Raw genomic sequence first — 17,187 nt, forward strand, 5'->3', positions numbered from 1 at the left:
TGCATCATGCGATGCATGGCGTCGACAATAGTGAACGGTGCATACTGCCCACAAGAGCGACGACCCACTCCGGAGGCGACCCCGATGCCCGATGCCCGACCCAGCGTCCCCGCGGACGCCCTGGCCCGGTTCACTGCGGCCGAGGCCCGGCTCTACCCGCTGGCCATGGTCGACGCCGCGATGTACGAGCGGGCAACGAACCTGGTGGCCCTCACCGCGTCGGACCTGCGCCAGACCTGCCCGGACGTCGACGCGGTCCTGGCGCGCCGCGCCGGCCTGATCACGGGACTGTCCGAGGTGGCATCTGTTGCAGGGCTGAGCCTGGTCGGGATCCCGGCCGACACCGTGGTCGACGCCGCGTCGGCACTGCGCTACCGGGAGGTCGTCGCCGAGCACGCCGCCGCCGAGGGCCGCGCCCGCCTCGCGGCGGCTCGCGAGGCCGGGCAGGTGTGGCTGGTCGACGAGCCCGACCCGTCCGAGGTCATGGCCGGGCTCTTCCGCCGGGTCGAGCTGCACGTGCCGACGGGAGCCGTCCTGATCAGCAGCGTCGAGCCGGACAGCGCAGGGGCGCCCGCGGCCTACACGCTGGAGGTACTGCCGGCGCAGACGGTCCCCCAACCACTGGTCGCAGCACGGTGGGAGACCTTTGCGGAGCGCGAGTCCTGGGTGCTCGGGGCGGAACGTCTGCGGGCCGAGATCAGCGCCGCCTCTTGACAGAATGCCCCGCGGATCGTTTGCTAAGGGATTCGATCTGTGTCGTGAAGTAAACGTATGGGAGTGCGATGAGCGTCCGTGCCGAGTCCCCGCCCGCCGACGTGGTGCCTGTGGCTGCGCTCACCGACCAGGTCGATGCGCTGACCGACCAGCAGGAGGCGCACGCGCGGGCCACGACGACCGCCTCGGCCATCGCCACCCTGGTCGCTGACCTGCAGGCCCGCGGCCTGCGGATCGACGTGCCGTTCGAGCGTCGCCAGGGCGGGGCCGGGCCCACCGACTCCGGGATGCTGTGGGTCGGCGGCTTCCCACTCACCGTCCCGACCGACAACGCTGCCGCCGCCGCGTCGCCCTATGTCCTGCGGGCCGAGGACGAGGGCTATGCGATCTTCCGTGGCAGCGAGCGGCTCGCGGACGCGTCGGCCCAGCGGCGCCCGCGCTTCTACGACCTGAGCACCGCCGACGGCATCCCCTACTGGAAGATCGGGCTGCTCCACCTGGACTCCTTTGCCAGCACGGTCGTGCAGACCTGCTCCTACTGGGGCAACGCGAACCAGTGCACGTTCTGTGGCATCGGGCTGTCCCTGGACGCCGGGCGCACCATCGTCAAGAAGAGCCCCGCGCAGCTGGCGGAGGTCGCCCGCGCGGCCAAGGAGCTCGACGGCGCGGTGGACGCCACGCTGACGACCGGCAGCTCCAACGCCGTCGACCGCGGAGCGCGCTACGTCGCCCGCTGCGGCCAGGCGGTCAAGGAGGCCGCCGGGCTGCCGGTGGAGGTGCAGTTCGAGCCCCCGTTCACGCTGGACGTGATCAACGAGGTCGCCGACATGGGCATCGACTCGGTCGGCATCCATGTCGAGTCGTTCGACCCCGCTGTGCTCGCGCACGTGGCCCCGGCCAAGGCCCGCACCGGGATCGAGCGCTACTTCGAGGCGTGGGAACGAGCCGTCAGCCTGTTCGGCGAGGGACAGGTGTCGACCTACGTCATCCTCGGCATGGGAGAGGACCCGGACCTGACCGTCGAGGGCTGCCGGCGGGCCGTCGACATGGGCGTCTTCCCGTTCATCGTGCCGCTCCGACCGGTCGCCGGGAGCCTGATGCAGGACGTCCTGCCACCGAGCCCGCTCTACACCGAGCGCATCTACCGCAAGGTGGCCGGATACATGGCTCTGCGCGGCATGGACTCCAGCATCCCCAAGGCGGGCTGCGCCCGGTGCCAGGCCTGCTCCGGGCTCAGCTCGATGGAGTCCGCCCTCAAGGTCGGCTCCACACCTCTGCTGCAGATCGGCCAGCGTCCCGGGCGGGTGGCCGGCACGGCATGAGCGCCCGGTGAACATCCCCGTGCCGGCCACGCTCGCCCCGACCGGGGCCCGGTCGACCCCCGGGATGGGCACGGCCGGCATCGTCTGTCGCCCTGCGGTCACACCGGCGGACCTCGCCGTCCACCAGGCGATCCGGCACGAGGTGTTCGTCCGGGAGCAGTCGGTCTTCGCCGACTCGGACCTGGACGAGCACGACCGGGGCGAGTCCACGATCCGGCTCGTCGGCTACTGCGACGGGGTGGCGGCAGGGACGGTGCGACTCTTCCGGCTCGACGGCCCCGGCGGTCTCTGGCAGGGCGACCGGCTCGCGGTGCTCCCACAGTTCCGGGTGCACGGTCTGGGAGCGCCGCTGGTCCGGTGCGCGGTCGCCACGGCCGGCAGGCACGGCGGGACGCAGATGGTTGCGCACGTCCAGCTCGCCAACGTCACGTTCTTCGCCCGTCTCGGCTGGACCGCTGTCGGCGCCGGTGAGACCTACGTCGGGCTGGCGCACCAGCGCATGCAGATCGCCCTGCGCACCTGGGCGCCGGGCTCAGCGCGCCAGACCGGTGACGGCCGTGACCGCCAGGTCGAGGACGGTGGCCCGGGCGCTGCCCGAGGCCAGCACCAGGAGGCCTGAGTCGTCGATCGTCCCCACCACCTCCGCGTCGAGGCCGCGGTCGTGGAAGGCCCCCATGCACTCGGCCTCCCGCCCGGGCGGCGAGCACAGCAGGAAGCTGTATGCCGGGAAGCAGGTCAGCCACTGCGCCGCCGGCACACCCGCGGGGCGGGGAAGGGCGTCCAGGTCCAGGGTCACGCCGAGCCGGCTGAACTCGAGCAGCATGGCCAGCGACCCGACGGTCCCCGCCATGCTCACGTCCTTGGCCGCCACGCACGAGCCGGCGGCCGCGATGGAGGCCAGCACCCTGATGTCACCGGCCATCTCGGTCCCCCGCTCCTCGAACGAGCGGAAGAACGGGAAGTCGGCCCGCATCGTCCCGGTCGTGCAGCTCGCGACCACGAGCGACTGGCCGGCAGCGACGTGGGTCGAGGAGAGCACGGCCGCTGCGTGGCCGATCCCGAACGCGGACAGCGCGGGCGGCCCGTCGTGGACCGTGAGGTGCCCGCCGACCAGCGGCACGGCATACATCCTGCTCGCGTCGTGCATCCCGCGCAGGGCCTCGCGCGCCACCTCGGTGGTGCCCACGATGGTGTCGACGATCCCGCGGGGGGTCGCGCCCATCGCCGCCAGGTCGTTGACGTTGGTGAGGACCGCGGCGAAACCGGCGCCGTAGGGGTCTCCCGCGACGAATGCGGGCAACAGCGCCTCGCCACACGCGATGACGTGTCCGTCGGCGGGGTCGTCGGGCCCGGACCCGTCACGCATCCGCACCACCGCCCCGTCGTCCCCCGGGCCGTGCACCCAGCTCCCCCTGCCCACCACCTCGCTGACCAGCGCGATCTCCGCCTTGGCGTGCAGCGCAGCGTGCGATCGCAGCTGGCGGGCCAGCGCCTCGAGCTCGCTCCGGGGATGGCCCTGCTCCGTATCGGCCGCCATCGGGTGACCCGCTCTCTTGTCGGAAAGTGTATGGATCTTCTATTATCGGCAATGTGATCCTACCGACGTTCCTCACCCTGCCGGAGCGTCAGGCCAAACCCAGGACGGCTGGCCTGACGCACCTCCTTGACAAGGGAGCAAGTGCTGCAGCGACCGAGTCGGTGTTGGCCGCCGCCGCTGCGCACATCGACATCTGGAAGTTCGGCTGGGGCACCGCCTACGTGGACACCAACCTCGCGACCAAGCTGGCCCTGCTCGCCGAGGCCGACATCCGGGCCTGCATCGGCGGCACCCTGATGGAGATCGCCTGGGCCCAGGACAAGGCGGACGAGTGCCTGGACTGGGCCGCCGAGGCGGGTTTCAGCTGTGTCGAGATCTCGCGGGGGGTGGCGCCGATGCCGCTCGAGGACAAGCACGAGCTGATCGCGCGGGCCTCGGCAAGGTTCCTCGTCCTGTCCGAGGTCGGCAGCAAGGACCCCCACGAGGACCTCAGCCCGCAGGACTGGACCTGCGAGGTCGAGGAAGACCTGGCGGCCGGAGCCAGCTGGGTGATCACCGAGGGGCGCGAGAGCGGCACCGTCGGCCTCTTCCGGGCCGACGGCTCCGTCCGCGAGGACATCGTCGCCGCCGCGCTGCGCGGAGGCAGCCTCGACCGGGTCCTGTTCGAGACCCCGCGCAAGGACCAGCAGGCCTGGTTCATCCGCGAGTTCGGCCCCGACGTCAACCTCGCGAACATCGCGCTGGACGACGCGTTGGCACTGGAGACGCTGCGACTGGGCTTGCGTGCCGACACCTGTGACGTGTCCACACGACACATGAACTCCATGCGACAGATGAACGCGTGACCGCGACCGGCGCCTCGCTGCGGCCCAACCTCGTCCCGGGTGAGTATCGCGGCGTCGCAGTCACCGAGGTCTCCGGCGACCTCGACGAGGCCTCCCTCACGGCGCACTTCGTCGGCCGCGAGGCCTACCGGCGCACCCGCTTCATCGTGGTCCGGCGCGGCGCGGACACCGCGGTCATCAGCGTGCGCAAGGCCAGCGAGGAGCCGCTGTTCTCGCCGATCACCGAGGTCGAGCTGCTCGTCGGCGCGGACGACTGCGTCTTCGTCGACTGCCCCGAGGTGGACACTGCCGTTCCCTCGGCCCTGGGACGGGCCGCCCTGGCGCACGCCCCCGGTGCCCGCGGGGTCGTCGTCCGGGGCAGCTACGGGCACATCAGCTTCATCCTCGACCCGCGACCGTTGCGAGTGACCGTCCGCGAGGTCGTGCCGCCGCACCCGGCCAAGCTGTTCGACCAGACCCGTCGCCTCCTCGACGTGGCCGAGCACCTCCCGCCGATCGAGCTGGTTGCCGAGGTGGTGGACCTGTCCGACCTGGCCCGGTCCCGACCCTCGGCCAGCTATCTGCTGCCCTGCCGTGGTGGCGGGGTCTCGGTGGAGTCGGCGAGCACCTTCTACCTGGACGAACGGCCGGCACACGTCCCATGGACCCTCATCGGCTGCGAGCGGTCCCAGCAGATCCACGAGTGGTTCTACGGCGAGCGGGCCGACCAGGTCGACATCTGCCCGCGCACCGCAGGCGTCACGGACGGTCCCGTGCTGACCAAGTGCTGCCTGCTCGAGCACCACATCGAGGTCGAGGACGGCCAGGCGGTCGTGCCCTGGGGGGCGTCCCTGGCCCAGATCGGCGACGCGCTGGCGGCCCTGGCGCTCGCGTGGGAGCCGACGTGGGCTCACGCCTGACCGACTCGGCGCAGTACGCGCACCTGTGGGGGACGCCGGAGATGGCGCGGCTGTTCGACGAGCGCGCCCGGCTGCAGAGCTGGCTGGACATCCTGACTGCGCTGGCGTCGGCGCAGGCCCGACTGGGCATCATCCCGGTGGAGGCGGCCGAGCAGATCGCCGAGCACGCCCAGGCAGAGCATCTGGACCTCGCGTTCGTCGCCGAGCAGACCCGTCTGACGTCGCACTCGATGCTCGGCCTGATCCGGGGCCTCCAGCAGGTGCTGCCGGCGTCGGCGCGCGAGCACGTCTACAGCGGTGCGACCGTCCAGGACGTCACGGACACGTGGTTCGCGCTGGTCATGCGCGAGGTCGGTGCGCTCGCGTGGCGCGACTTGAGGGCGATCGAGGGCTCGCTCCTGCTCCTGGCTCAGGCGCACCGCGACACCGTCATGGTCGGACGCACCCACGGTCAACCGGGGGCGCCGATCACCTTCGGGTTCAAGGTGGCCTCGTGGGCCGACGAGGTGCGCCGCCACCTGGACCGCCTCCGGGAGGGCCGGTCCCGGTGGCTGGTGGGTCAGCTCGGCGGCGCGGTCGGGGTCCTCGGGTTCTTCGAGTCGCAGGGAGAGGCGTTGCGGGCCGAGCTCTGCGCCGGGTTGGGGCTGGGTGACCCCGGCATCTCGTGGTTGACGTCGCGCGACCGCGTTGCCGAGTTCGCCGCGGTGCTGTCGATGGCCTGCGCGACCCTGGCCCGGATCGGCAACGAGGTCTATGAGCTGCAGCGGCCCGAGATCGGTGAGCTGCATGAGGCCACGAGTGCGGACGTGGTCGGCAGCATCACCATGCCGCACAAGCGCAACCCCGAGGGCAGCGAGCACCTCGACACGCTGGCCCGCCTCGTGCGTGCCAACGCCGCCGTCCTGACCGAGGGCATGGTCGTCGCCCACGAGCGCGACGGGCGGGGCTGGAAGGCCGAGTGGTCCGCGCTGCCCGAGGTGTGTCTGTTGGCTGGTGTCGCCCTGCAGCTGGGCCGACGGCTGGTCTCCGGGCTGGTCGTCGACGTCGAGGCGATGCAGGCCAACCTCGGTCGCCATGGCGACCAGCTGGTCTCCGAGCGGCTGCTCTCGGCCCTCACCCCACGCCTGGGCAAGCACGCCGCGCAACAGCTCATGCATGACGCGCTCCGGCCCGGCAGCACCGACGTCGGGCACGTGGTGGACGCCGTGGTCGCATCGGGTGCGGCCACCCGGCAGGAGTGCGAGGCGTGGACCGTCGGCTGGCCTGTGGGCGCCGCGGGAAGCATGGTGGACGGGGTGATCTCGCGAGCGCGGGCGGCCCGGGCCGCAGAACCGGAGGCGTGGACGTGACCGTGACCGTGGACGGAGGAATGGACGTGGGCAGCGACAGGGACGTGAGCGGAGCTGTGGACGTGAGCGAGGACCCAGCCGTTGGCCTGGACCTCCCGCGGTGTGCGCTGGCCACGCTGCCCACCCCCCTGGTGCGTGCCGACGGGCTCGAGCGCGCGCTCGGTGCCGGGCCGATCTGGGTCAAGCGGGACGACCTGACCGGGTTCGGCGTGGCAGGCAACAAGGCCCGGGCGCTGGAGTTCCTGCTCGGCGAGGCGACGGCGGTCGGCGCCGACGTCCTGGTCGCGGCGGGCAGTCCCAGCTCCAACTTCTGCGCAGCTGCCGCGATGGCTGCCAGCCGGGCCGGGCTGGAGTGCCACCTGCTCTTCCCCGGTCCGGCGCCGGTCGAGCGTTCGGTCAACGTCGAGCTGGCCGGCGCTGCCGGCGCGCGGCTGTTCTTCGATGTGGTGGCGACCCGTGAGCAGCTCGACCCGGTGGTCCTCGCGCACGCCGATCTCCTTGCAGCACAGGGTCGCCGGCCCTATGCGGTGCCCCGTGGGGGCGCGACGGCAGTCGGAGCAGTCGGCTACGCCCACGCCGCGCGCGAGCTCGCCGCCCAGTGCGACGAGGCCGGCTTCCTGCCGCGCGTCGTCGTGGTGGCCACCGGCTCCGGTGCCACCCAGGCGGGGCTCGTGTCCGGGCAGGTGGGCCACGGGCTGGCGTGGCGGGTCGTCGGGGCCTCGGTCAGCCGGCCGGCAGCCGAGGCAGGCGAGCAGGTGCTGCGGCTGGCGCGCGAGTGCAGCACCCGACTCGGTCTGCCGCCGCCTGGCGTCGGTGACGTCGACGTGCGTGAGGCCCGGGGGCCGGGTTTCGGCATCGCCTCCGAGCAGGACCGCACCAGCGCGCAGCTGGCTCTGCGGCACGCGGGACTGTTGCTCGACCCCTACTACGGGGCCAAGGCGATGACGCTGCTCCGGCACCTGCTCGCCGAGGACGGCTCGACCCCGATCGTCTTCTGGCACACCGGCGGTGTGAGCGCCGCGCTGGCTGCCGTCACCCGCACGACACCGAGCCGGGGAGCACCCGCATGACGACGAAGTCCCGGCGAAGCGGGCCGCCTCGCGGTTCCGCTGCTCCCGAGCTGATCGAGAGCGGCTTCGCGCTGGAGAACGCCGACGCGCCGTTTCTGCACCAGGGGCTGAACGTCGCCGACATCGCCCACGTCCTGGACCTGCTGCGCCGCGACATCATCCCGCCCGAAGCCGCCCGCGACATGCTGGGCCTCCTGCTCGAGGTGCACGCGATGAGATGGGAGGACTTTCCCTACGACCCCGAGTTCGGCGAGCCCTACAACTCTCGCGAGCGCTTCTTCGTCGAGCGACTGGGCGACGCCGCGGGCTGGCTGCACGCGGGTCGGCCCCGGCGCGAGGCGGCCCGGATCGCCCTGCGGCTCTATGTCCGTCGCCAGCTGCTCGAGCTGGTCGGCGAGGTCGCCGCCTTCAGTCGCGACGCGACCGACCTGGCCAGCCGTCACGCGAGCACCCTGATGCCCGACCAGACCTACCTCCAGCAGGCTCAACCGTCCACGTTCGGGCACTATGTCCTGTCCTTCGTCTATCCCGCGATCCGCGACGCTCGGCGCCTCCTGGAGGAGCTGGACTGGGTCAACCGCAGCCCGGGAGGAGCCGGGTGCGTCAACGGCACGCGCCTGCTGGACGACCGCACCTTCATCGCCACCGCGCTGGGGTTCGACGACGTCATCGAGCACACCCGGGACGCCATGTGGCAGATCGACGGGCTCATCCACGTGCTCGCGACAGCGGCGAGCCTTCTCTCGACGCAGAGCAAGCTGGCCGAGGACCTGGAGATCTGGTCCAGCACCGAGTTCGACTTCGTTGACCTGGACGACGGTTACACCCGCTCCAGCATCCTCATGCCGCAGAAGCGCAACCCCTACTCCCTCTCGATCGTCCGGGGCGCCTCAGGCGTGCTGATCGGACGGCTCACCGGCTTCCTGGCCGTCGCCAAGAGCCCCTCGGCGCGCAGCGACAACCTCATCTTCGCCTACGGCGAGGTGCCCCGGGCGCTGGACCTGTCGATCCGGGTGACCCGCCTCATGAGCGGCGTGGTGCGCACCCTGCGCGTCAACGCCGAACGGATGGAGGAGGAGCTCGACGCCGGATACACCCAGGCCACCGACCTGAGCGAGTTCATCGTCCAGGCCTGCGGCGTCGACTACCGCAGCGCCTACGTGGTGGTGGGCAGGACCGTCCACCAGGCGAGCCTGCGCGGCATCGCCGGCAAGGACATCACCGGGGCCATGCTCGACGAGGTCGCGATGGCCGAGACCGGCCGGGACTGGCGGCTGACCGACCGGGACCTGAGTCCCGTGCTCGATCCCCGCTCCATCGTCGAGTCACGGGTGGGCACGGGCGGCGCGGCGCCGGGGGCCATCGCCGACATGGTCGCCCAGTGCCAGCGGCTGACGGACGAGCTGGACGGCACCGTCGCCCAGCGACGCGACGACCTTGACCACGCCGAGCAGCTGCTGCTGCGACAGGCCCGGCATACAGCGGGAATCAAGGAGAGCTGATGACGACAGGTGCACCCACCCAGGTCGTGCTGCCGGACGAGGTGGCCGTGGTGAACATCGGTCTGCCGTTGTTTGCCGACGCGGTCCGTGACCAGGCGCTGCCGGTGCAGCACGTGGACTGGCGGATCCCCGCCGCCGGGGATCCGGCGTCCGTCGCCGCGCTGGAGGAGCTCTACGGACCGCGGGCGGACGCGATCGAAACGGCCAACGAGGAGGTGCTTCGCCGGCTGAACCTCGGCGTGCCCCTGCTCGTGGACATCGCCACCGCGGAGTCCGTCCTGCCCGGAGTGTCCGGTCAGGTGCTCCTTCACTGCGGGCCCCGGATCAGCTGGGTCGACGTCTGCGACCCCCTCCGTCGGTCCCTGCGGGCCGCCACCGTCGCCGAGGGCTGGGCCGACGACGTCGACGCGGCCGACCGTCTGCTCGCCGACGGCACGGTCCGGCTCGAGCCGGCATACGAGCACGACGTGGTGGTGCCGATGGCGAGCTCCTTCGGTCCGTCGGCGCCGGTGTTCGTCGTGGACAACAAAGAGGGCGGCACGCGCTCCTTCGCCCCGATCAACCAGGGCCCGGGTGAGGTCGCGTGGTTCGGCCGCGAGACGCCGGCGGCGATCGCGCGCCTGGTGTTCCTGCGCGAGGTCGCGGGACCGATGCTGCGCCAGGTCCTTGAGGGCACCGGACCGATCGACCTGTTCGGGCTGGCGGCGCAGGGGGTGCAGATGGGGGACGACGTGCACATGCGCACCCAGGGGACGACGAGCCTGTTGATCCGCAACCTCCTGCCGCACCTGGCGGCGCTGCCCGATGACGGGCGGCTGGAGCTGGCGCGGTTCCTCTCGGGCAACCACCTGTTCTTCCTCAACCTCGCGATGGCCGCGGCAAAGTCCGTGGCGCTCTGGGCCGAGCAGGTGGAGGGCTCCAGCATCGTGACGATGATGTGCCGCAACGGGACGACCTACGGGGTGCGCGTGGCCGGGTCCGAGCAGCTGTTCGTCGCCGATGCGCCCCGGGTCGCCGACGCCATGTACTACCCGGACCACGGGCCGGAGACGAGCGCACCAGACATCGGGGACAGCGCGATCCTGGAGCTGGTCGGCCTCGGCGGCGCCGCGGCTGCGGGCTCACCGGCGGTGGCCGGCTTCCTCGGCGGCAGCATGTCCGACGCCGTCGCGGTGACCGAGGAGATGTCCACCATCTGCGCCGGGGAGAGCTCGCGATTCAGGCTGCCGACCTGGAACAACGCCGGAACCCCTCTGGGCGTTGACATCCGGCGGGTGGTTGAGCTGGACGTCACCCCTAAGGTGACCACCGGCATCCTGCACGCCAGCTCGGGGGTGGGGCAGATCGGCGCCGGCGTCGCAGCCGCTCCGATCGCGTGCTTCCGTGCCGCCGTGCACGCGATGGCTGGAGCCTAGTCGTGGCGCTCCCGGCGGAGCAGCGGTCCGTCCACGCGCGGTGGGACGGCGGGATGCGGGCCGTGGTGACGGCGGGCGGCTTCGAGATCGTCGTCGACGAGCCCGAGACGTCGGGTGGTTCGGACACCGGTCCACAGCCGACGGACTACCTGCTCACCTCGGCCGCGTCCTGCTTCACGCTGGCCATGGCCTGGGTCGCCGCCAAACGCGGGCTCGAGCTGCCAGGGCTGCAGGTCCGAGCAACCGGCACCTACGAGGGGATGAGGTTCGCGCGCATCGCGATGGCGGTCATCGCCGACGTCCCGCCCGGTGTCCTCGAGGGGCTGATCCCCCACGCCGAACGGGTCTGCTACGTGACCAACACGTTGCGGCACAGCCCACAGCTGAAGGTCAGCGTCGGCTCGACGGACGATGCGCGGAGGGGCGGGGAGAACACTCAGTGATGGCGGCCGCCGGGTCAGCCTGGGTGGGCGCGCTGATCGCCGGACCGGCCCACTCCGGCGTGCTGTTGGCCGCCTTCCCGACGGCGGCCTACCTACGGATATTCGACGGGTCCGTCATCGCCCTTCTGACCCAGGATGCCACCCGGATCCCCTGCGGGTTGGTCCTTGCGGTGCCCAGTTCCGCCACGCCGCTGGATCGGGTCTGCGGCCCGGTCCTCGTCGGCGGCGGACAGGTCCGCATCGGCACCCTGGAGGTGTGCATGACGCGGACGGTCCCCTGCAACGCCCCCGAGGGCGTCACCGCCGACCCGGACCTGGTGACCAGGGCGGCCGCCGGGCTGGCGGCGGTGGCCTTCGACGAGCACGACCCAGGCCTGGTCGACCTGCTGCGCCGGGGCCGGGGCGAGGCGATGGCCGCCCACCTCGCGGGATCGCTCGTCGGAGCGGGGTCCGGCCTGACACCGTCGGGCGACGACCTCCTGGCCGGGTTCCTGGTCGGGGCATCCTCGTTCGACGTCCCTGCTGAGCGCCTTCGCGAAGCCGTGCTCGGCCACCCTCCCGGCGCCACCACGGACCTGTCGTCCGCCCTGCTCGGACACGCCGCCCGGGGAGAGTCCACCCCCGAGGTGTCTGCCTTCGTGCTGGCGTTGTCGGGCATCCACTCCGGAGGGGAGCGGGCCCTGGGTGATCTCCTGCGGGTGGGCCACACCTCCGGGATTGCCCTGGCCACGGGTGTCCACGCTGCAGCGACGGCGTCGTTGGGGTGACCGCCTCACACTCGGTTGGCCACCGGCTCGGTTCGCACGGCGGATCGATGAAGTGATCGAGGGACCGGCAGTCGGCGAGGCCTGCGGAGTCGACCTGGTGGCCACGGCGTCGACGAGACATGCGCGTTCGTCGGGGTCGTCCGCGTCGACCCGCACGTAGGCCGCCCCCGCGACGAGGATGCCGAGGATCGCGACGTGCAGGTCGGTCGTCCCGGACGGGATGCGCACCCCGACGCGGTCGCCCACGCCGACCCGATCTCCACGAGCGTGCCGGCGACCACCGGTGCAGCGTCGGCGAACTCGGCATCTGTCAGGGACACGGCGCCGTAGTCCAGGGCCCGGGCGCCGGGCGAGCGGGTGACGCTCTCCCGGAACAGGTCCAGGAGGGTGCGGGCAGGCGCGGCGAGGGTGCCCCGCAGGTGACCCACCCGCGGCTCGGCTCGAGGTCGACGGTGGACACGGGGCTAGTTGTGCCCGACCCGCTCCATCAGCACCGTCACGAGCTGCCGGCCCCGCGATCGCCGCCTCGACCAGGCTCGGGTCGCGGACTTCCCAGCCGTCGATCCAGTGGTCGGCCAGCCACGCGCTCAACAGCACCCCCGAGGCGACGTCGTCCGTGAACTCGTGCGTGCAGGTGTCCAACACGCAGCCAGAGCACGACGTGGGGGTGGCCGTGGGGAGACCGCCTCGAAGGGAGATCTCGGCCGGCTAGGCCTGATGGGTGAGGCGGCGCCGGCGTGCGGACGTCGTCACCGTCGGACGCCGACGACGGTCGCAGATGGGGTTGGCCCGGTCCGGTCTCGCCGGCGCTACCGGGGGAGCATCATGGGCCATGGTCGCCTCACGGCACGTCGAGATCGAGCGCAAGTATGCCGTCGCCATCGGCGCGGTCCTGCCCACCTTCGGCGACACCCCGGGCACGATCCGCGGTGCTCCGGCCGCCGAGTTCGACCTGGAAGCGGTCTACTTCGACACCGCAGACCTTGACCTCCTGCGTCACGGGGTGGCCTTGCGTCGCCGCACGGGTGGCGCGGACGCCGGGTGGCACCTGAAGCTGCCCGGGGGCAAGGACACCCGCACCGAGGTGGCTCTGCCGCTGGGTCGGGCGGTCCGATCCGTCCCGACAGCGTTGCTGCCGCACGTGCGGGCACTGGTCCGGGATCGACCGCTCTCTCCGGTCGCCCGGGTCTCGACCCGCCGACTGGAGTACGCCCTCCATGACGACGCGGGCGCGGTGCTCGCCACGGTCTGCGACGACCACGTCCGGTCCGAGAGGCTGCACGGCACCCCGCTCGTCCAGGAGTGGCGGGAGTGGGAGGTCGAGCTCGGGGGCGGATCCCGATCGGTGCTGGAGGCTGTCGAAACGGACCTGGTGCGTGCCGGGGCCGAGCGGGCCGCCGCCGGGTCGAAGCTTGCTCACGCTCTGGGTGACGCGACACCCCCCGTCGCGCGAACTGCGTCCCGCCGGAGTCTCGCCCGGGGCAGCGCGGCCCAGCTGCTGACTGCCCGCGTGGCGAGCCACACCGCCCGTCTGCACCGACACGACGCCGGTGTCCGCAACGACCACCCGGAGTCCGTTCACAAGCTGCGGATCGCCGCGCGCCGGCTCAGGTCCGCCCTGTTGACTTACGGCCCCCTGGTGGGACCCGGTGCGGTCGACTCCATGCGTGAGGAGCTGCGTTGGCTCGGTCAGGCCCTCGGTGGGGCGCGCGACGCCACGGTGCTGCGGGACCATCTCGACCGGGCCCTGGCCTCCGAACCCGCCGACTGGGTCGTCGGGGCCGCCAGGGACCGCATCGACCGGGAGCTGGACATGGCCGCCGACGGCGGACGCGCAGAAGGGTTGCGGGCACTCGACAGTGATCGATACTTCCGACTGCTCGACGCTCTCGACGACTTTGCGACCTCGGTGCCGTTCACACCTCGGGCGCAGTCCCCCGCCAAGGTCGTCATTCCCGACCTGTTGCAGCGCGACGCCAAGCGCCTGCGTCGGGCCGTGCGCACGATGCGGAGCACCGAGGATGCGCACCAGCATGACCTCGCCCTGCACGAGGTCCGCAAGAAGGCCAAACGGCTGCGCTACGCCGCCGAGTCGGCCGTCCCCGTCTTTGGTGCCCGCGCCACGGCGCTTCTTGCGTCGACCACGCGCATCCAGGAGACCCTCGGGCGACACCAGGACGCGGTCGTCGCACGGGATGCCCTGTGGGGCTTGGCGATGCAGGCCCACCGCGACGGCGAGGACACCTTCACCTTCGGACGCCTCCACGCCCTCGAGCAGCATCGGGCCGCGCGCGCGGAACTGGACTTCGACCACGCCTGGGCCAACGTCCGGCACCGCGGTCTGGCGCGGTGGATCCGGCGGGAGGACGTTTGACCCTGACGGGGGAGGCGGCTGCAGACCGGTGGCACAGGCCGAGCCACCCGACAGGCTGGAAGGCGTCATGCGCAGGACCGTCGAGACCACCCGACAACACACCATGCCCGGGTCCGCGGTCGGCAGGGCTGACGCGGCAACCGGTCAGGCTTTGGCCTGGCTCAGCTCCAGTAGCCGCTGACGAGCCTGATGCTCCACCAGCACGGGCACGTAGGCCCTGACCGGACCCACGAGGCCATCGTGCGACGCCACGACGACAGCCCGCACGGTCTCCTCCGAAAGGTCGGGAAAACTCAACGTCAGCCGCTCCACGACCTGGTTGACGGCATGCGCTTCATCGGTAGGTGCCATGCGTTCAGCGTGGCGTGCGGGCTCCCGTCTGCGCAATGGGCACGGCGACAGCCGGTCTCCCCGCACCGTCCGGCATCCACCTCATCGGCCCAGCCCATCTTCGTCATTTCTTCATGGTTTCTGGCCACGACCGCTGCACCCGACGGCGAGGCTGGAGGTATCCCGAACAACGGAGCGGACCATGAAGGAGTTCACGATGATGAGTTGGTATGGGAACGGAATGGGCGCCGTGGGATGGCTTGACTTGGGCGTGTTCTCGCTCATCCTGCTCGGGCTGATCGGGTGGCTGGTCGTGCGGTTGCTGCCCGACGGCATTACCGAAGCGCAGCCGCCTCGGGCCCATAGGGTCGCCAACGTGCAGGACGCTCGCCCGGGCGCGGGGCGCGACGGGAGGTGACCGCGGTGAGACGCCCGGGTGGTCGGGCGGTTGTCGACGATCAATTTCAGACAGAAAAATAGGAGTAGACATGGCAAGGCTCAGTACCTTGGCAGAGACCAACCTCGACAAACAAGGTTTTGGAAAGCTTGACAGGGAGGCCACGTCCCGTCACGCGCTGCCGCTGCGCTTCACGCCCGCGGTAGGAACGACCTTGATTGTGATCGGGCTGGTCCTGCAGTCGCCCATGTGGCTTGGGTCAATGGCACTCGTGGCGTTGAGCGGGGCGCTCCTGCCCAGCGGCATGGTGATTGACCTGGTCTACAACCTTGGTGTTCGCCATCTCTTTCATGCTCCACCGCTGCCATCCACGCCCACGCCACGGCAGTTCTCCTACCTTCTTTCCACCATCTTGCTGGCCGCTTCATCCTTGTCCTTCTCCTACGGGCTGTCGGTGCTGGGGTTCTTGCTGGGAGGAATCGTCGCCACGGGGGGCACGATCCTCGCCACAACGCTCTGGTGTCTTGGATCCTGGGCCTACAGGTTGCTCTTTGCGCCTTCAGCAGCAAGGAAGTGAGACCATCGCTGCCGTCCGGGTCACACGACTGGCACAAAGCCGGCGGGACGAAGCCTCAGTGGCGCCGCAGGGCCAGACCGCCTCGAGTGGCCGAGCGGCAGGACCTCTGGCCATTCGCGCAGCAACAACGATCTGGCCCCCGTGACAGGCTCTGGCGTCCGCCGACGTGCTACGACCAACGGAGCGGCTGCGGATGCGGATGCGGATGCGGCGGAACCGTGAACGACGCCCACCGATAGCGCCACCGTGACCACGGCGACCAGCAATCCCCCAACCTTCACGCGTCCCCCTACGACGAGGCCGCGACGCGACAGGACTCACATGGCTGCTGTGGCAGGGCAGACCTACGAACTTCGGGCTGGCGGCGTTGGACACATCAGTCATTCACCCAGTCCATACGATCGGGCCCGCTCGTCTCAGGCGCCACTTGCGCACGTCAGACCGCGACCGCGAGGATCACGCCTTGTGAGCGTTGACATCGACAGGGACCGGATCATCGAGCGTCGGACCGCTTGGGGGCGACGCGAGAGCCGTGGCGTCGACCTGTGGTTCGTCCTGGACGGCCTGGATCGACACGCCTCGGCGGCTGCGGTGACGCAGGCCGTCAGTCAGCACGCGGATGACAACCCCACCTGTGGACGGTCTACCCCACCTCGGGTGGGACCGCCGTGTGGCTGAACAAGGCGTTCGGTTGGGAACGTCGCATCGCCGGTGTTGCTGCGACGCTGGAGCTGGCCGGGCACGCCGACGTCCGGATCACGATCCCGCCGCTGCCGGTGCTGGGTCTGCGCGAGCCTGAGCTGCCGCATCCGACGGCCTTCTTGGGGCACCGCATGGACCCGCCGATCACGTCCGGGCCGTTCAACCAATGGGGGATGCCCGTCTATCGGTGGGGCGTGCCCGCGGCCGCCACCACGGACCTGGTGCAGGACGCCTGCCGGTGGGTGGTGACCGAGGATGACAGGTGCGAGGTCGAAGGAGCGGTCCCCGTCCCGGCCACCGGTCAGGACGCGGCCGAGCTGCTCGCCATCGCCGTGGGCAGCGACCGCCACCAGACCCGGATCTCTGATGTGTCAGAGCCCGGCCCGCAGCTGCGCCGCTCGGTCACCATCAACACCTGGGGCCAGTCCGCCTGGACGGACGTCGACCCGACCCGCACCCCGATCGACGTCGCCGTGGACCTCAGCCGGCTCCTGACCCACTACGCGCCGGTCCTCGACGTGGGCGCGGTGCACCCCACCTTCCACGGCTACGGCCTCGACGCATGGGGTGTGGTCAGCGCTGCGCTGTGGATGATGAACCGCCACCTCTGGACGTCCTACGTGACCGACGCGTACGCGATCCAGCTCCTCACCACGGATCACCTCGAACACGCCACAGACCTCTCGTCCTGGTAGGTCTCCGAGGTCGCATCCGACCGGTGGCTGGTCCGCGCCCACGACCTCACGCCATGGTTCGACGTCCCCGACGCACTGTCCGTCCGCCGACACAACTTCCCCTCACCAGAGCTACGCGACCAAGCCCGCGCAGACTTCGGCCAGATGATCCTCACCCCCGCCACCGTGAAGGCCAACCCGCACCCCACCCCATGAACGGCACCCAAAGCAGCCCCTCTGGACGGGACGCGGGTCTCGGGATTCAGACTG

17 protein-coding genes are annotated in these 17,187 nt (G+C 71.1%); 15 read left to right on the forward strand and 2 right to left on the reverse strand.

Translation table 11 applies throughout. The features are described from left to right. The first annotated feature begins 84 nt into the window (after positions 1 to 84). The 3 genes from ACLL9L_RS02755 to ACLL9L_RS02765 all read left to right on the forward strand — a co-directional run bounded on the left by ACLL9L_RS02755 (position 85) and on the right by ACLL9L_RS02765 (position 2,655). A complete protein-coding gene (locus tag ACLL9L_RS02755; RefSeq protein ID WP_411283119.1) occupies positions 85 to 714 on the forward strand; it encodes a hypothetical protein in 630 nt (209 codons plus the stop codon). A 68-nt stretch (positions 715 to 782) separates the two neighbouring features. After that, entirely contained in the window at positions 783 to 2,036 is a 1,254-nt protein-coding gene (locus ACLL9L_RS02760) for an MSMEG_0568 family radical SAM protein (RefSeq protein WP_411283120.1), read from the forward strand. 7 nt (positions 2,037 to 2,043) lie between these two features. Then, positions 2,044 to 2,655, forward strand: a complete 612-nt coding sequence (locus tag ACLL9L_RS02765) for an MSMEG_0567/Sll0786 family nitrogen starvation N-acetyltransferase (protein ID WP_411283121.1) — start codon at positions 2,044 to 2,046, stop codon at positions 2,653 to 2,655. On the opposite strand, the gene ACLL9L_RS02770 is transcribed toward ACLL9L_RS02765, so the two are convergent. Next, positions 2,569 to 3,573 carry an AIR synthase related protein gene (locus ACLL9L_RS02770; RefSeq protein WP_411283122.1) on the reverse strand — a complete coding sequence of 335 codons (1,005 nt, stop codon included), beginning with the start codon at positions 3,571 to 3,573 and terminating at the stop codon, positions 2,569 to 2,571. The two genes, ACLL9L_RS02765 and ACLL9L_RS02770, sit on opposite strands and share 87 nt — an antisense overlap. A gap of 53 nt (positions 3,574 to 3,626) precedes the next feature. Between ACLL9L_RS02770 and ACLL9L_RS02775 the strand changes: the two genes are divergently transcribed. The 9 genes from ACLL9L_RS02775 to ACLL9L_RS02815 all read left to right on the forward strand — a co-directional run bounded on the left by ACLL9L_RS02775 (position 3,627) and on the right by ACLL9L_RS02815 (position 14,237). Beyond that, positions 3,627 to 4,418, forward strand: coding sequence for a phosphosulfolactate synthase (locus ACLL9L_RS02775; protein ID WP_411283123.1), 792 nt, complete (start codon positions 3,627 to 3,629; stop codon positions 4,416 to 4,418). Continuing rightward, the gene (locus ACLL9L_RS02780) at positions 4,415 to 5,317 is read left to right on the forward strand and encodes a hypothetical protein (protein WP_411283124.1); all 903 of its coding nucleotides are present in this window, start codon (positions 4,415 to 4,417) and stop codon (positions 5,315 to 5,317) included. Before ACLL9L_RS02775 ends, ACLL9L_RS02780 begins: the two co-directional genes overlap by 4 nt. Beyond that, the gene (locus tag ACLL9L_RS02785; RefSeq protein ID WP_411283125.1) at positions 5,302 to 6,666 is read left to right on the forward strand and encodes an adenylosuccinate lyase family protein; all 1,365 of its coding nucleotides are present in this window, start codon (positions 5,302 to 5,304) and stop codon (positions 6,664 to 6,666) included. Before ACLL9L_RS02780 ends, ACLL9L_RS02785 begins: the two co-directional genes overlap by 16 nt. Positions 6,667 to 6,728: 62 nt before the next feature. Next, entirely contained in the window at positions 6,729 to 7,736 is a 1,008-nt protein-coding gene (locus tag ACLL9L_RS02790; protein ID WP_411283126.1) for a 1-aminocyclopropane-1-carboxylate deaminase/D-cysteine desulfhydrase, read from the forward strand. Next, complete coding sequence (locus tag ACLL9L_RS02795) at positions 7,733 to 9,238, forward strand: argininosuccinate lyase (protein ID WP_411283127.1); 1,506 nt, start codon at positions 7,733 to 7,735, stop codon at positions 9,236 to 9,238. Before ACLL9L_RS02790 ends, ACLL9L_RS02795 begins: the two co-directional genes overlap by 4 nt. Beyond that, the gene (locus ACLL9L_RS02800; RefSeq protein ID WP_411283128.1) at positions 9,238 to 10,653 is read left to right on the forward strand and encodes a DUF1116 domain-containing protein; all 1,416 of its coding nucleotides are present in this window, start codon (positions 9,238 to 9,240) and stop codon (positions 10,651 to 10,653) included. Before ACLL9L_RS02795 ends, ACLL9L_RS02800 begins: the two co-directional genes overlap by 1 nt. Before the next feature lie 2 nt (positions 10,654 to 10,655). Next, positions 10,656 to 11,096, forward strand: a complete 441-nt coding sequence (locus ACLL9L_RS02805) for an OsmC family protein (RefSeq protein WP_411283129.1) — start codon at positions 10,656 to 10,658, stop codon at positions 11,094 to 11,096. Next, positions 11,096 to 11,863: a DUF2877 domain-containing protein gene (locus ACLL9L_RS02810; protein WP_411283130.1), complete on the forward strand. Its 768-nt coding sequence runs from the start codon at positions 11,096 to 11,098 to the stop codon at positions 11,861 to 11,863. The genes ACLL9L_RS02805 and ACLL9L_RS02810 overlap by 1 nt, the downstream gene beginning before the upstream one ends. Before the next feature lie 832 nt (positions 11,864 to 12,695). Then, entirely contained in the window at positions 12,696 to 14,237 is a 1,542-nt protein-coding gene (locus ACLL9L_RS02815) for a CHAD domain-containing protein (RefSeq protein WP_411283131.1), read from the forward strand. A 144-nt stretch (positions 14,238 to 14,381) separates the two neighbouring features. On the opposite strand, the gene ACLL9L_RS02820 is transcribed toward ACLL9L_RS02815, so the two are convergent. Continuing rightward, positions 14,382 to 14,588 carry a three-helix bundle dimerization domain-containing protein gene (locus ACLL9L_RS02820; protein WP_411283132.1) on the reverse strand — a complete coding sequence of 69 codons (207 nt, stop codon included), beginning with the start codon at positions 14,586 to 14,588 and terminating at the stop codon, positions 14,382 to 14,384. Positions 14,589 to 14,769: 181 nt separating this feature from the next. Between ACLL9L_RS02820 and ACLL9L_RS02825 the strand changes: the two genes are divergently transcribed. The 3 genes from ACLL9L_RS02825 (at position 14,770) to ACLL9L_RS02835 (ending at position 16,938) form a co-directional block, all read left to right on the forward strand. Next, a complete protein-coding gene (locus ACLL9L_RS02825) occupies positions 14,770 to 14,985 on the forward strand; it encodes a hypothetical protein (RefSeq protein WP_411283133.1) in 216 nt (71 codons plus the stop codon). Positions 14,986 to 15,055: 70 nt separating this feature from the next. Further along, entirely contained in the window at positions 15,056 to 15,541 is a 486-nt protein-coding gene (locus tag ACLL9L_RS02830) for a DUF4395 family protein (RefSeq protein ID WP_411283134.1), read from the forward strand. A 668-nt stretch (positions 15,542 to 16,209) separates the two neighbouring features. Then, positions 16,210 to 16,938: a hypothetical protein gene (locus ACLL9L_RS02835; protein WP_411283135.1), complete on the forward strand. Its 729-nt coding sequence runs from the start codon at positions 16,210 to 16,212 to the stop codon at positions 16,936 to 16,938. The last annotated feature ends 249 nt before the right edge of the window (positions 16,939 to 17,187 follow it).

It is taken from the genome of Lapillicoccus sp., from assembly GCF_046595215.1.
GTDB lineage: Bacteria > Actinomycetota > Actinomycetes > Actinomycetales > Dermatophilaceae > Lapillicoccus.